The 13,553-nt window shown below is 61.2% G+C and carries 8 protein-coding genes; 1 reads left to right on the forward strand and 7 read right to left on the reverse strand.

Annotated features, from left to right (window positions below):
* Positions 1-324: 324 nt before the first annotated feature.
* Positions 325-2,268: a M23 family metallopeptidase gene (locus A6U87_RS16210; protein WP_065692327.1), complete on the forward strand. Its 1,944-nt coding sequence runs from the start codon at positions 325-327 to the stop codon at positions 2,266-2,268.
* A gap of 53 nt (positions 2,269-2,321) precedes the next feature.
* On the opposite strand, the gene clpB is transcribed toward A6U87_RS16210, so the two are convergent.
* The 7 genes from clpB to A6U87_RS16245 all read right to left on the reverse strand — a co-directional run bounded on the left by clpB (position 2,322) and on the right by A6U87_RS16245 (position 13,296).
* On the reverse strand, positions 2,322-4,919 hold the full coding sequence (clpB, locus tag A6U87_RS16215) for an ATP-dependent chaperone ClpB (protein WP_065692328.1): 2,598 nt from the start codon (positions 4,917-4,919) through the stop codon (positions 2,322-2,324).
* A 258-nt stretch (positions 4,920-5,177) separates the two neighbouring features.
* Positions 5,178-6,365 (reverse strand): M23 family metallopeptidase, encoded by a 1,188-nt coding sequence (locus A6U87_RS30590; protein ID WP_083199488.1) that lies wholly within the window; start codon positions 6,363-6,365, stop codon positions 5,178-5,180.
* 200 nt (positions 6,366-6,565) lie between these two features.
* A complete protein-coding gene (locus A6U87_RS16225; RefSeq protein ID WP_065692329.1) occupies positions 6,566-7,336 on the reverse strand; it encodes a DUF4167 domain-containing protein in 771 nt (256 codons plus the stop codon).
* A gap of 337 nt (positions 7,337-7,673) precedes the next feature.
* Positions 7,674-8,558, reverse strand: a complete 885-nt coding sequence (prmC, locus tag A6U87_RS16230) for a peptide chain release factor N(5)-glutamine methyltransferase (protein WP_065692330.1) — start codon at positions 8,556-8,558, stop codon at positions 7,674-7,676.
* Positions 8,555-9,634: a peptide chain release factor 1 gene (gene prfA / locus A6U87_RS16235; RefSeq protein WP_065692331.1), complete on the reverse strand. Its 1,080-nt coding sequence runs from the start codon at positions 9,632-9,634 to the stop codon at positions 8,555-8,557. The genes prmC and prfA overlap by 4 nt, the downstream gene beginning before the upstream one ends.
* Before the next feature lie 28 nt (positions 9,635-9,662).
* On the reverse strand, positions 9,663-11,930 hold the full coding sequence (ptsP, locus tag A6U87_RS16240) for a phosphoenolpyruvate--protein phosphotransferase (RefSeq protein WP_065692332.1): 2,268 nt from the start codon (positions 11,928-11,930) through the stop codon (positions 9,663-9,665).
* Positions 11,931-12,021: 91 nt separating this feature from the next.
* Entirely contained in the window at positions 12,022-13,296 is a 1,275-nt protein-coding gene (locus A6U87_RS16245) for an aspartate kinase (RefSeq protein ID WP_065692333.1), read from the reverse strand.
* Positions 13,297-13,553 lie beyond the last annotated feature (257 nt).

Genomic DNA, 13,553 nt, shown 5'->3' on the forward strand with positions numbered 1-13,553 from the left:
GGCCCCCACCCTTTCTAAGTCAACAGCACTTTGCGAAAAAAACAAGCTTTCTTCCATGTCATTGAATTCTAACAGAGATTTCCAGACAGCCAACCAAACCACCCAAAAACGCCACCGCACAGGACACCAACTCACCAATTAGAGCGCCAAATGCACCCGGCGAGGTCCACCGCCCTCACATTTTCACAATCGCATGGTCTCAAGAGTGGATGACCGGGCTGGTGCTGCGCCGCCCATTTGACTTCCATTGTTAAACTATGCACTTCTCGGCCAGCCGGAAACGGCCCCGACGAAGCCTAACGAAAGGACGCGGATCTCACTGCCATGATGACGGAGAAGATGATGATCCGCTCGTTCGGCAACGAGCCACCGCTTCTCGCCGATGGCAGGCGTGCGCCCGACCGCCGCGAAGTATCCTTGCGTTGGCTTTCGGGCACGTTCCTCACGGGCATTACCTCAAGCGTGCTGATGGGCGTGGCGCTCTTTGCAGCACTCGACGGACGCCAGCAGCTGGCAATCCCGGCTGAAGCCTATGCGAACATCAATTCCGAAGCGCATACCGACACCGATGTGACGCGCGGGAGCCGCCTCATCGCTCCCGCAATCGCCGCCAAGCCTTCCGATCGCAAGATCATGGAGGTTTCGACTGTGGTTCACGAAGGAGACAAGGAAGTCGTCCGCCGCCAGCCTTTCGCGCGTGTAAAGATGACGCTGGCCGCCAACCATGTCGCGCCCGAGGATTATCCGAGCTTCAATCCGCTGACGATCTTTTCCGCCGACGAGCCGGACGCGCCGGCGCCGGCGCGCACGGGACAGATCTACGGCTCCGACGTTGAATCGGAAGTCAGCCTGAAGACGGTGGCTTATCCCACCACCCGATCCGACCTGAAGGTCGCACCGGGGATGACGCTGGACGAAATCGAAGAGAACGTCCGCTCCAACGGCTCGGTGCTGACGGACGGCGCCGCCCAGGTTGCGGCTCTCTACTATGTCGACCCGCGCCGCTTCTCCAACGACGACAATGACGTCGATCTCACGGCCGGCCTGACGGCCCGCGTTCTCGAACAGAACATGACGGTGTCGGCGCCGGAATCGATCACGCCGCAGACCGAAGAGTTTGCCGACGATATCATTCCCGTGCGCCAGAGCGTCCCCATCGCCAAGGCGATGATGGATTCCGGCTATCCGGAGCCGCAGGCCAAGGGTCTGGCCGGATACCTGGCGCCGATGATCGGATCGGACAGCCTGTCCAAGGGAGACGTGTTGCGCGTCGGCATCCTGCAGAAGGGCGAACAGGCAAAGATCATCCGCGCCAGCGTCTATCGCGGCACCCGGCATCTCGTGACCGTCGCCCTTGACGACCACGACCGTTTTGTCGCCGGCCGCGAGCCGCCACAGCTTGATGCTGTTGCAACCGCCTTCGACGACAGCGCGATGACCGCGCCATCCAACCAGAACCTGCCCCGCGTCTATGACGGGATTTATCGCGCCGCGCTCTCCTATGGCATGACCAAGGACATGACGGCGCTGATCATCAAGCTTCTGGCGAGCAGCGTCGATTTCCAGGCGGAACTTCGGCCGACAGATAGCCTCGAGGCCTTCTTCTCGGTGTCCGACGCCACCACCGGCCAGGCAACCGAAGATTCCGAACTGCTCTACGTCAATGCACGCTTCGGCGATACGCAGACGCGTTTCTACCGTTTCCAGGATCCGGATGACGGCTCCGTCGACTACTTCGACCAGGACGGCAAGAGCATTCGCCAGTTCCTCCTGCGCAATCCTGTGCCGAACGGCATCTTCAAATCCGGCTTCGGCATGCGCCGCCACCCGATCCTCGGTTTTGCCCGCATGCACACCGGCGTTGACTGGGCGGCTCCGCGCGGTACCGCGATCATCGCCGTCGGCAACGGCACGGTGGAAAAGGCCGGCTGGGATTCCGGCGGCTACGGCAACCAGACGATCGTGCGCCACGCCAACGGCTACGAATCCTCCTACAATCACCAGAGCGCCATCGCCAAGGGCGTTGTTCCCGGTTCCAAGGTCCGCCAGGGCCAGGTGATCGGCTGGGTCGGCACCACTGGTGAATCGACCGGCCCGCACCTGCACTACGAGATGATCGTCAACGGCACGAAGGTCGACCCGCTGCGGGTACGACTGCCGGGCGGAAAGTCGCTGACCGGCGCGCCGCTTGCCAAGTTCGAGGACGAGCGCAAGCGCATCGACGCCCTGCTCGGCAACGAGCCGGCCGCACAGGTTGCTAGCAAGTAGCACTCAACAAAAATGGCGGCCGAAGCCGCCATTTTCTTTTCCAGGGCCGAAACCTATGCGGCTTCGTTGACGGTAGCATTTCGCGTCCGGAACAGCAGCCTGTCGGTCCCAGTGGTGATCTTCACCGTCGAACCATCCGGCACCTTGCCGCCGAGAATATCTTCGGCCAACGGATCCTGGACGTACTTCTGGATCACCCGCTTCAGCGGCCGCGCGCCATAGACCGGATCGTAGCCCTTGTTGGCGAGCCAGTGCGTGGCCTCGTCGTCGAGCTCGATGGTAATCTTGCGCTCGGCCAAGAGCTTCACCAGACGCTGCAGCTGGATCTCGACGATCGCACCCATCTCGTCCCGCTTCAGGCGGTGGAAGAGGATGATCTCGTCGATGCGGTTCAGGAACTCCGGCCGGAAGTGGCCGCGCACCATCTCCATCACCTGCTCGCGCACCAGATCGCTGTCGTCGCCGTCCTTCAACTGCGTCAGATATTCGGCGCCAAGGTTCGACGTCATGATGATCATCGTGTTGCGGAAGTCGACGGTGCGGCCCTGACCATCGGTCAGGCGGCCATCATCGAGCACCTGCAGCAGCACGTTGAAGACATCGGGATGCGCCTTTTCGATCTCGTCGAACAGCACGACTTGGTAGGGCCGGCGACGCACAGCTTCCGTCAGCGAACCGCCTTCCTCATAGCCGACATAGCCGGGAGGGGCGCCGATCAGCCGGGCCACGGAGTGCTTCTCCATGTACTCGGACATATCCATGCGCACCATCGCGGTCTCGTCGTCGAAGAGGAAACGAGCCAATGCCTTGGTCAGCTCCGTCTTGCCGACGCCGGTCGGGCCGAGGAAGATGAACGAGCCGAGCGGCCGGTTCGGATCCTGTAGGCCAGCGCGCGCCCGGCGCACCGCCCGCGACACGGCCTGAACTGCATCGCCCTGGCCGATCACCGATTTCGCCAGCTCGTCTTCCATCCGCAGCAGCTTCTCGCGGTCGCCTTCCAGCATCTTTTCGACCGGAATGCCGGTCCAGCGGTTAACGACATGCGCGATGTTATCAGGAGTCACGACCTCCTGCACCATGGCGCTGCGATCACTGTCCTGCGCTTCGGCTTCCGCCAGCTTCTTCTCGAGTTCCGGAATGACGCCGTAGGTCAGCTCGCCGGCGCGCTGGAACTCGCCCTTGCGCTGGGCGATCGCCAGATCGTTGCGGGCGTCGTCGAGCTGCTTCTTCAGGTCGGCGGCAAGGCCGAGCTTCTGCTTTTCCGACTGCCAGCGGGCCGTCAGCGCATCGGCGCTCTCTTCCAGACCGGTGAGCTCGGTCTCCAGCCGGACAAGCCGGTCGGCAGAAGCAACGTCGGTTTCCTTCTTCAGCGCTTCGCGCTCGATCTTCAGCTGCATGATGCGGCGATCGAGTTCATCGAGCTCTTCGGGCTTGGAATCGACCTGCATGCGCAGGCGCGCAGCCGCCTCGTCCATCAGATCGATCGCCTTGTCGGGGAGAAAGCGGTCGGTGATGTAGCGGTTCGACAGCGTCGCGGCCGCCACCAGGGCCGAATCCGAGATCCTGACCTTGTGGTGCTGCTCGTATTTCTCTTTCAGGCCGCGCAGGATCGAGATGGTGTCCTCGACCGTCGGCTCTTCGACGACGACGGGCTGGAAACGACGGGCGAGCGCCGGGTCCTTTTCGACGTGCTTGCGGTATTCGTCGAGCGTGGTCGCGCCGACGCAATGCAGCTCGCCGCGGGCAAGAGCCGGCTTCAGGAGGTTGGACGCGTCCATCGCGCCATCGCCCTTGCCGGCACCGACAAGCGTATGCATCTCATCGATGAACAGGATGATCTCGCCGTTTTCGGACTGGACCTCGTTGAGCACGCTCTTCAGCCGCTCTTCGAACTCGCCGCGATATTTCGCGCCGGCGATCAGTGCGCCCATGTCGAGCGCCATCAGCTTCTTGTCCTTGAGAGACTCAGGCACGTCGCCATTGACGATGCGCAGCGCGAGGCCTTCGACGATCGCGGTCTTGCCGACGCCGGGTTCACCGATCAGAACCGGATTGTTCTTCGTGCGGCGCGACAGCACCTGGATGGTACGGCGGATTTCGTCGTCGCGGCCGATGACAGGATCAAGCCGGCCATCGCGGGCTTCCGCCGTCAGGTCGCGGGCGAACTTCTTCAGCGCGTCAAAGCCCTGTTCGGCATTGGCGCTGTCGGCGGTGCGGCCCTTGCGGATCTCGTTGATAACCTGGTTGAGCGCAACGGCGGTGACACCGGCGTTCTTCAAAGTGATCGCGGTCGACGACTCCATCGCGAGCGCCTGCAGAAGACGTTCGACGGTGACGAAGCTGTCGTTTGATTTCTTCGCCGCTTCTTCAGCGGTCGAGAGAACCTTGGCAAGCGGAGCCGAGAGATAGATCTGGCCATTGCCGCCAGAGACTTTCGGCAGCTTGGCAAGTGCCGCATCATTGGCAAGACGAGCCGCCTTGGCGTCGCCGCCGGCGCGTTCGATCAGCGACGAGGCCATGCCTTCATCGTCGTCGAGCAGCACTTTCAAAACATGCTCAGGCGCGAACTGCTGGTGACCTTGCGCCAGCGCATAGGTCTGCGCCGACTGGATGAAACCGCGCACCCGCTCGGAGTATTTTTCAATATTCATAATGTACCTCCTTAAATCGCCCTGCCCTTATAAGGCACAGACCGATGACTGAGATTGAGCTCCCTCAAGAGGCGAGCCTTTTTCTTGACCGCATTTGCGATTTGCGGCCAAGGAACTTGGTCAGGATATGGTGGAGAATCCCGGGAGTTTAAAGAGGCCGAAAATGGAAAAACGCTGGCCTCGTGTTTGGACCGGAAGCGTGGCGGTTCGGCCGAACAGGAAGTGAAGAGTTCGCGGAGAATAGCCGCGCGATCGCCGCTAGTTGAAATCCACCACCTGGTTGTTCAACGGCAATTCATTCACATGCGTGCCGTCAAGTCGCTTTTCGATTTTGGCGGGCTCTCCCTGTTCGACCGCATCATCTCCGCCAGGCGCGAGCACGCCGGGGCTGGAGAAGTGGGAGAAGACATAAGGAAGGCCATTGGCATCAAGCGGCGATGGCCCGTCCATGACGTGGAAATGCAGGTGCGGCGCGGTCGAATTGCCCGTGTTGCCCAGCAGTCCAATCACCTGCCCCACTTTCACCCGGTCGCCGAGCTTCACCTTGAGGCTACCCCTCTGCATGTGGGCGTAAAATGCAAACGCGCCGCCGCCGATATCGATGACCAGCATGTTGCCGCCGACGTTCTCCGTGGTGATGCCCTTGGCATCCGCGCCAGGCACCTGTTCGTCGGCATCATCGTAAAGATTGACCACGACACCGTCCGCTGCGGCATGCACTGGCGTTCCATAGTAGGCGTAGCTCGCCAGCTTCGATCCATCGCCGGTGAAGATCCGACCTGTATCGTCCAGCTTGACCCAATCGATGGCAAAGCGTTCCGGAACCCGCAACTGACCATTGATCGCCAGGACCGCGCCGCGATGCGAGGTGATGCTATCGCAGCAGCCGTTGACCGCGATCCACCCTTTTCCAGCAAGCGGTGGCTCCAGCACGACGGCCGATTCGCCGATCGTGGTGTTTGCCGCAGCGAACGTATAGGTACTCTCGAACGGGCTATCCTTCGCCATCGGCACCGGTTTCCCGTCAGGTCCCGCAGCCTGTCGGGTGGCCGTCACACGCGCGGTCACATCGGGTGGAAGTTGCTCGCTAGCCGCAAAACTGACGTCCATGAGCACGACCGCCGAACCGCCCGGCGAAAGGGTGCGACCCGTGCCGGCGTATGTTTGTGTGATCGTTCCAAGACCATCGCCTTCCCTTGCCCAGAGGCTGCGTCCGCCGTTATCGACCGCCTCGACCTTGTCGAGCGTCACGAACAGCTTGCTCGGATTGACGACGAAAAGCTCATAGGCAAGGTGAACGCGATCATCCGCTCCCAAAACCGGATTGGGCGTGCTGACCGGTCGAACAACGATGGAACTGACGATTTCATCGGACTTCAGCGATTGCCCAAGCGCGCCAGGCACAAAAAGGAGCGTTGAGACGGCAAGCAGTGGCATAAGGCGCATGTCACCCACCTCGACTTCTTTGGCCCGTGACAGCGGCCGAGCGGCAATCCGTCAGGTATTCCCGACCATCAGCATGCAGCCAATCCTTCCCCGGCACAAGTTCGCCCAAAGCAGGCGGCGGCCAAAAGAAAAGAGGCCGCTCCAGGGAGCGACCTCTCATCAATATCCAGACCAACTCTCCATTCAGGAGATGTCAGATTTTACTCCGAATCGGCATCCGCGAGAGCCGGTGCCTTATCGGAACCTGCGTCTTCGCCTTCGGCAGGCGCTTCACCTTCCGCACCACGACGGGGACGGCGTGGGCGGCTTGCTGTGGCCCGACGACGCGGCTGGCGCTCACGCGGCTGACCGGCGGCGCTCTCCTCGTCCATCGAGACTTCGGCAGGAATGCCTTCGATCTCAGGCTGCGGGCCGCTGCCGTCGATTACCTCAGCCGGAGGTGCAACCGCAGCAACCGGTGCAGGTTGTTCTTCCTGCGGACGCGGTGCGGGTTGACCCTCATTGCGTTCACGGCGGCGCGGCTGCTCGTCGTTACGGCGCTGCTGATGCTCGTGCTGCTGCTGACGCGGCGGCTGAACGACAACGACATCATCGTTATCGACGCCATCGGTTTCGTCGCCATCGACGCCTTCGGCAAATTCGTTGCGATCGTCGCGCTGGAAGCGTTCCTGCATCTGCGCCTGGGCGGCAGCAATGATGCGGTTGTAGTGTTCAGCGTGCTGCAGGTAGTTCTCCGCGATGACGCGGTCACCCGAGCTCTGCGCGTCGCGAGCGAGTTGCGCATATTTCTCGGCGATGTGCTGGGCAGTGCCACGGATCTTAACGTCTGGGCCGGAGCTGTCGTAGGTCCGCGTCAGCGGATTGCCGCCTTTACGGTTGAAGTTGTTATTGTTGTTGTTACTTCCGCCGCCGCCGCCGCCGTTATTATTGCCACGCCCGCGACCGCGCTTGTTCTGCTGTCCTGGCCTCATCGATCGTTCACCTGAATTCTCTGTTTGTGTGGAGTGATGGCACCAACCGCCATGACCGGACAATCCGTCTCAGGCTCTCGTGCCGCAAGCATACCGCGCCTTCGCGCCAACCTGCCGCTTGTTCTCAAGTCAGTTTGACTGATTCACGCATTGGGTTGCGTTCAACCTTTGAAACTCTCGTTTAAAAGAGCGGACCCCCGAGGCCGAGCTAGTATCGAACGAATCGTCGTTCTTTGCTATCTGCCCAACGCGTGGAGGCAACCTATAATGCTTCCCGTGGAAATCCAAGCCTTTTCTTCGCAATAGAATTAATGTCCTGCTCAATGTTGTTTGTCGCTCAGTCAGCCAGCGAAAATACCAGCACGCGATCATTGTGGCCGTAATCCTTCACGCATTCCAGCAACTTGAAGCCGCAAGCCTCGAATACTGCCGTAACATGGCGACGCTGATCGTAGCCTATTTCAAGTCCGATTAGACCGTTGGGCCGCATGAAACCTTTCGCATCCTTGGCGATGGCTCTGTAGGCGTCAAGCCCATCTTCACCCCCATCCAGTGCGGCAACTGGATCAAATTTCGTCACCTCGGGAGCGAGATCGTGAACGATACTGGACGCAATATAGGGCGGATTTGAGACAATCACGTGAAATGCGCCATCTATATTCTCAAACCAGCTGGATTGAATGGCTTCAAAGCGATCCTGGAGGCCATTTCGTTGGGCGTTTGCGCGGGCCGTTCTCAAGGCATCGTCTGATATATCGATGCCGACACCCGATGCCTGCGGACACTCGTACAACAGGGCAAGGCATATCGCCCCCGTGCCGGTTCCCATGTCGAGAATATGGATATTCCCCTCAGTAGCTGCAAGCTTCCGCAGGTAAGGAAGCATCGTATCGACGAGAATTTCCGTATCGGGTCGAGGCTCCAGCGTTTCAGCCGAAAGCGATAGTGGGAGGCCGTAGAACTCGCGTTCGCCAAGAATACGGTGCACCGGCTCATGCGCTAGTCGGCGTCCGATCGCCGCCTCGATGATACCGGCGGTATCGGCCGCGATCGGCTCGGCACCGTGCGTCAGCATTTCGGTCGTCGACAGACCCAGAAGGCCGGCAAGCAGAACGCGGGCATCGGTGGCGGGATCGGAGACGCCGCCCTCCGCAAAGCGGCGACGAGCCTCGGCAAGCATCTGGGAAACCGTGGGACCGACCTGTTTCCCGCCTGCGCTCATTGCTGCTCGCCGAGTTGGGCCAGCTGGCTTGCCTGGTAATCAGCCATCAGCGCATCGACGATCTCGTCGATTTCCCCCACCATCATCCGATCAAGCTTGTAGAGCGTCAGGTTGATGCGGTGGTCGGTGACGCGTCCCTGCGGAAAATTGTAGGTCCGAATTCGCTCCGAGCGGTCGCCGGAACCAACCTGGCTCTTGCGATCTGCGGAGCGCTCGCTGTCGGCACGCTGCCGCTCGGCATCATAGAGGCGCGAGCGCAGAACCTGCATCGCCTTGGCGCGGTTCTGGTGCTGCGACTTCTCGGAGCTGGTGACGACGATCCCCGTCGGCAAGTGGGTGATACGCACCGCCGAGTCCGTCGTGTTGACGTGCTGACCACCGGCACCGGAGGAACGCATCGTATCGATGCGGATGTCTTCGGGCCGGATCTCGATATCGATCTCCTCCGCCTCGGGCAAAACAGCAACGGTGGCCGCCGAGGTATGAATGCGCCCGCCGGCTTCCGTCTCGGGCACGCGCTGAACGCGATGCACGCCGGATTCGAACTTCAGCTTGGCGAACACGCCGCGGCCGGTGATCGTGGCGATGATTTCCTTGAAGCCGCCGGCTTCGCCCTCGCTCGACGACAGAACTTCGACCTTCCAGCCATGGGCCGCCGCATAGCGCTCATACATCCGGAACAGATCGCCGGCAAAAAGCGCGGCTTCCGATCCGCCGGTGCCGGCGCGAATTTCGAGGATCGCGCTCTTCTCGTCGGCCGCGTCCTTCGGCAGCAGCAGGATCTGGATTTCCTGCTCCAGCGCCTCGATACGCTCTTTCACGTCGGGAAGTTCCATCTCGGCCATATCACGCATCTCGCGATCGACCGACTTGTCTTCCAGCAGCGTTTCCAGATCGGCAAGCTCCGCAAGCGCCTTCTCGTAGGCGCGGATCTTCGTCACAACCGGCTGCAGCTCGGAGTATTCGGACGCGAGCTTGACGTAGACGTCAGCCGAGGGTCCGGCCGACATGCGCGCCTCGATCTCGCCGAAGCGGCGTTCCAGCTCGCGCATCTTTTCAACGGGAAGCTTCGCCACCCTTCACTCCGATTCTGCTTGTCTTGAACTAAAGAGGAATATTGTGAGCGTCGGCGAAGTGGGCAAGCACATCGCGTATCGAGGTCGCGGTCTTCGTATCGTCCAGCGCCTCGTTCATGACCTTCGCCAGCGCCCCGACGTCGAGGCCGAGCAGCATCGCCTTGACCGGACCGATGGAGGCCGGCGACATCGAAACCGAGCGGAACCCGATACCCAGCAGCGCCATGGCCGAAATCGGCTTGCCCGCCAGTTCGCCACACAGCGTCACCGGCGTGTTGTTGCGTTCGCCGGCGCGCACGATGTCGCGCAGGATCCGGAGAAAAGGCTTGCCCAGCGTGTCGAAGCGATCCGAAACCCGCGCATTGCCACGGTCGACTGCCATCGAGAACTGGAAGAGATCGTTGGAACCGACCGAGACGAAATCCACCGCCGCCATCAGCTCGTCGAGCTGCCAGAGCAGGGCTGGAACCTCCAGCATCGCTCCAAATTGCAGCTTGCGTGGCAGGCCGTGGCCGAAGCGCGACAGATGCAGCACTTCCTTCTGCAGCAGGTCCCGTACGGCCGCGATCTCGGAAACCTCGGTCACCATCGGCACCATCAGTTTCAGTTCCACGCCGGCCGCAGCCTTCAGCATGGCGCGAAGCTGCGTGCGCAGCAGGCCTGGCCGATCCAGCGACAGACGGATCGCCCGCCAGCCCAGCGCCGGGTTTTCCTCTTCATGCCCGCGGAAGTAAGGAACGACCTTGTCGCCGCCGATATCGAGCGTGCGGAAGGTCACGACGCGGCCCGCCGCCTGCTTCAGGACATTGCGGTAGAAGATCTCCTGCTCATCCGCCTTCGGCATGGTCGAGGCGATCATGAACTGCAGCTCGGTACGGAAAAGCCCGATGCCTTCGGCACCGGATTCCGAGAGCTGCGGCAAGTCGACGAGCAGTCCGGCATTCATCATCAGCGATACGCGTTGCCCGTCCTTGGTCAGCGGCTCGACCGAACGCAAGGCCCGGAACTGCTCCTGCCGGCGGGCGCGGAAGCGCACCTTCTCCTCGTAGGAGCGCTGATGTTCAGGCAACGGCCGCAGATGCACGTGGCCGCCATCGCCGTCGATGATCACGGCATCGCCGTTTTCGGCAAGCGCCACGATGCCCGCAGCCTGACCGATGACAGGAATGCCCATGGCACGCGCAACGATGACGACGTGGCTGGTCACCGCGCCTTCCTCAAGCACTAGGCCGCGCACATTGGCACGCGGATAATCGAGCAGTTCGGCCGCCCCCATGGCACGGGCCAGAATGATCGCGTCATTCGGGAAGCCATCTTCGGCCGTACGGCCAGTATAGCCCGTCAGCTGCCGGAGCAAGCGGTTCGCCAGATCCTCGAAATCGTGCATCCGCTCGCGCAGATAGGGATCCGTCATGCGGATCATGCGCGCCTTGGTATCGCTCTGAACTTTTTCCACCGCCGCTTCAGCTGTCAGGCCGTTGCGGATCGCTTCTTCCAGTTTGCGCACCCAGCCTTGGTCGTGGGCAAACATGCGGTAGGTCTCGAGAACCTCGCGGTGCTCACCTTCCGTCGACATGTCGCGCTGCGACAGAAGATCGTCGATCGAGATGCGCAGCGAGCCGAGCGCTTCGGACAGGCGTCGAATTTCCTTCTCCGCATCATCGTTCAGCAGATTGGTGACAACGATGCGTGGCTCGTGAAGCACCACATAGCCGAGGCCGATACCTTCGTTGTAGGTGTCGCCATCGATCGTCACCGAACGCGTCAGATCGAGCTCAAGGCCAGGCTTGGTGATTTTCTTGAGCTCGCCGGTGGCGATCATCTCGGCCAGCACCATCGCGGTGGTCTCGAGCGCCTCGAGCTCTTCATCGCGATAGTTTCGGCTGGCCTTGTTCTGCACGACGAGAACGCCGAGCGAACGGCCGGTGCGCAGGATCGGAACACCGAGGAAGGAATGATAGATCTCTTCGCCCGTTTCCGGGAGGTACCGGAAAGCAGGGTGCGATTGCGCATCGGAAAGATTGAGCGGCTGCGCCGACGCGGCGATCGTGCCGACGAGGCCCTGGCCCATCTTCAGTTGGGCCAAGTGGACGGCTTCGCGGTTCAGACCTTCGGTTGCATAGAGCTCAAGAACGCCGTCGGCACGCAACACGTAAACGGAGCAGACCTCCGCCACCATGTTGCCGGCGATCTGGCGCACGATCCGGTCGAGACGCTCTTGTGGCTCCAGCGGCTCCGCCATTAACTCGCGCAGCCGCTTGAGCAGCACGCGCGGACCGCCGGAAAGGTCTCTCATTGCGTCTCAAGCTCCAAAAACAATAGCAAAGCAACTCGGCAAACAGGCCGCGTGACTTCTCAACTTGTACGCGCGGCAAGCCTGCTGGGAATCAATTCTTATCCAGACCGTAGCAGGAATGCAAAGTCCTGACAGCGAGTTCCGCATAAGGACCGTCAATCAGGATGGAAATCTTGATTTCAGAGGTCGTGATGGCCTTGATATTGATGCCCTTGTCGGCCAGCGCCTTGAACGCAGTCGCCGCGACGCCGGCGTGACTACGCATACCGATGCCGATAACCGAGACCTTCACGAGGCCCGACTCGTTCTGCACGACGTCGTAGCCGATCTTTTCCTTGTTCTCGCCGAGAACCTTGATGGCCTTCTCCACGTCGCCGGAAGGCACGGTGAAGGTCATGTCGGTCTTGGAGCCATCTTCGGAGATGTTCTGAACGATCATGTCGACGTTGATGTGGCTTTCAGCCAGCGGGCCGAAGATCGCGGCGGAAACGCCCGGCCGGTCGGCAAGACGGCGAAGCGAGATCTGAGCTTCATCCTTGGCATAAGCGATGCCGGTGACTACTTCCTGTTCCACGATTTCTTCCTCGTCACAAATCAGCGTTCCGGGCGGATTCAAGAAATCACCCATGCCCGGAGCATCGGGATCTTCGAAAGAGGAGCGCACGAAGGTGCGAACCTTATGCACCATGGCAAGCTCGACGGAACGAACCTGCAGAACCTTTGCGCCGAGCGATGCCATTTCGAGCATTTCCTCAAAGGCGATCTTCTTCAGTCGGCGCGCCTGCGGTACGATGCGCGGATCGGTCGTGTAGACGCCGTCGACGTCGGTATAGATATCGCAGCGATCGGCCTTGACCGCAGCCGCAATCGCAACCGCCGAGGTGTCCGAGCCGCCGCGGCCGAGCGTCGCGATGCGATTGTCGGGGCCGAGCCCCTGGAAGCCGGCGATAACGGCTACCTGCCCCTCGCCCATGCGCCGGATCATTTCCGAGCCGTCGATCTCGAGAATACGGGCCGCGCCGTGCGCGTTGTCTGTGCGGATCGGGATCTGCCAGCCCTGCCAGGAGCGGGCGTTGACGTCCATGGCCTGCAGTGCGATCGCCAAGAGGCCAGATGTCACCTGCTCGCCGGAGGCGACGATGGCGTCATATTCGCGGGCATCATAGAAGGGCGAGCTTGCGCCGACGACCTTCGGCGTGTTCTGCACCCAGCCGACCAGCTCGTTAGTCTTACCCGACATGGCGGAAACGACGACTGCCACTTCATGGCCGGCATCGACCTCGCGTTTGACGTGGCGCGCAACATTCTTGATGCGATCCAGATCAGCGACGGACGTTCCGCCGAATTTCATTACGATGCGTGCCATATGCCTCTACCACAGCAAGACGCCGGGAGAGACAAAGCCAGACCCGGCACGACGAAGCCTTGGAAAGCCGCGGGCCGAAGAGCCGGAATTGGGAGTCTGGAACCCTTCTAAAGCCTGCGCCCAAAGGCCCAAGTTGGGGCGTCTCTTAACGAGTTTGTCATGGGGTGGCAAGGTGCGCGGAAGAGAATGAGGACCTGTGCGAAAGATCTGCCGCCTCGAGGCGAAAAAGCGAGCACGGTCTAGCGGCTCGGCTATGG

This window comes from Rhizobium sp. AC44/96 (genome assembly GCF_001692185.1).
Taxonomy (GTDB): domain Bacteria; phylum Pseudomonadota; class Alphaproteobacteria; order Rhizobiales; family Rhizobiaceae; genus Rhizobium.

What these genes read in the sequence shown, in the direction of transcription:
- A6U87_RS16210 (WP_065692327.1), top strand. Translation starts at nt 325, where the DNA reads ATGATGACGGAGAAGATGATGATCCGCTCGTTCGGCAACGAGCCACCG.
- clpB (WP_065692328.1), bottom strand. Translation starts at nt 4,919, where the DNA reads ATGAATATTGAAAAATACTCCGAGCGGGTGCGCGGTTTCATCCAGTCG.
- A6U87_RS30590 (WP_083199488.1), bottom strand. Translation starts at nt 6,365, where the DNA reads ATGCGCCTTATGCCACTGCTTGCCGTCTCAACGCTCCTTTTTGTGCCT.
- A6U87_RS16225 (WP_065692329.1), bottom strand. Translation starts at nt 7,336, where the DNA reads ATGAGGCCAGGACAGCAGAACAAGCGCGGTCGCGGGCGTGGCAATAAT.
- prmC (WP_065692330.1), bottom strand. Translation starts at nt 8,558, where the DNA reads ATGAGCGCAGGCGGGAAACAGGTCGGTCCCACGGTTTCCCAGATGCTT.
- ptsP (WP_065692332.1), bottom strand. Translation starts at nt 11,930, where the DNA reads ATGAGAGACCTTTCCGGCGGTCCGCGCGTGCTGCTCAAGCGGCTGCGC.
- A6U87_RS16245 (WP_065692333.1), bottom strand. Translation starts at nt 13,296, where the DNA reads ATGGCACGCATCGTAATGAAATTCGGCGGAACGTCCGTCGCTGATCTG.